The following is a 1,142-nucleotide window of genomic DNA, read 5'->3' on the forward strand; positions in this document are numbered from 1 at the left end:
CGACCGTTAAGTTCGTCGGCCACAGCGTTGAGGTGATCTTGGTCCCACTGGCTGAGGTCAGTCCCCTTCGGGAAATATTGGCGCAGGAGCCCATTGGTGTTTTCATTAGTCCCTCGCTGCCACGGCGAGTGCGGGTCGGCAAAGTAAATACGAAGCCCAGTCTTCGTCTCGATGCGCTTGTGATGGAACATTTCGTTGCCTTGATCCCCTGTCAGCGTGCGCCGGAGCGACGACGGCAGGCTCGAGAACGCACCGATGAGTGCGTCACCGACGGTTTGTGCGCTGTGGTCGCTCTGGAGGAAGACGAGGATCGTCAAGCGAGTCTTGCGTTCCACGAGCGTGGCAATTGCTGAGCCGTTACTGGAGCCCAAAATGAGGTCTCCTTCCCAATGCCCGGCTTGGAGCCGGGATTCGACGTGTGCTGGGCGTTCGTGGATGGAGCACATTACGGTCGACTGCTTCAGTGAACCGTCTTTGGATCTGCCGCGCCCGCGACGGTGCCGGTACGTGCGTCCCGTGCGCAGGCTCGCCGGCGTCGCCACGACGATCAGCCCGCGATACACACCGTCGTAGATCGTCTCAGGACAGACGTGCCAGGTTAGTTTGTTCGGATAGCGTCGTCTCAGCCATCTACTGATCTGACCCGGCGACCATCGTTTCGCAAGTTTCACCGCGACGATGCTTCGAAGAGCTGGGACCTCCTCGAAGACGCGGATCTTCGGCCGCTTGCGCTGCAAATGGGCTTGGTTATGAGCGAACCACGGCTGGTAGGTGCCGTCCGCCTTGCGGTTGCGTGCAATCTCTCGATAGACGCTCTGAAAACTTTTCCCAATCCGGACAGCGATCCCTTTCACGGCCTCGCCTGCGGCGAGGCCGTCTCCGATTTCGATTCGATCGTCCTGAGAGAAATAGCGAGAACTAATGGGGACGCGTTCGACGACAGTCATACTGCCAGCATCGATGAACCACAACGATCCGCAACTGAGCGACACTCCGACCTGTCGGGCCGCCTCAGACCCCGACAGGCCCTGTCGAATCAATACGAAGTAACGACGCTTAACCGCTGCCGGCATCTTGTTCGGTGCAAATCTGACCATTGGTTTCTCCCTGCTCGGGATTCGCAACGACCAGTAGAAACTGCC

At 58.9% G+C, this 1,142-nt stretch carries 1 protein-coding gene; it reads right to left on the bottom strand.

Annotated features, from left to right (window positions below):
* Nucleotides 1-1,097 (bottom strand): IS30 family transposase (locus tag CXY80_RS00035; protein ID WP_104131108.1); only part of this gene is annotated, 1,097 nt, incomplete at its 3' end.
* Between the last annotated feature and the right edge of the window lie 45 nt (nucleotides 1,098-1,142).

Source organism: Cryobacterium sp. M91 (genome assembly GCF_002929615.1).
Taxonomy (GTDB): Bacteria; Actinomycetota; Actinomycetes; order Actinomycetales; family Microbacteriaceae; genus Cryobacterium; species Cryobacterium levicorallinum.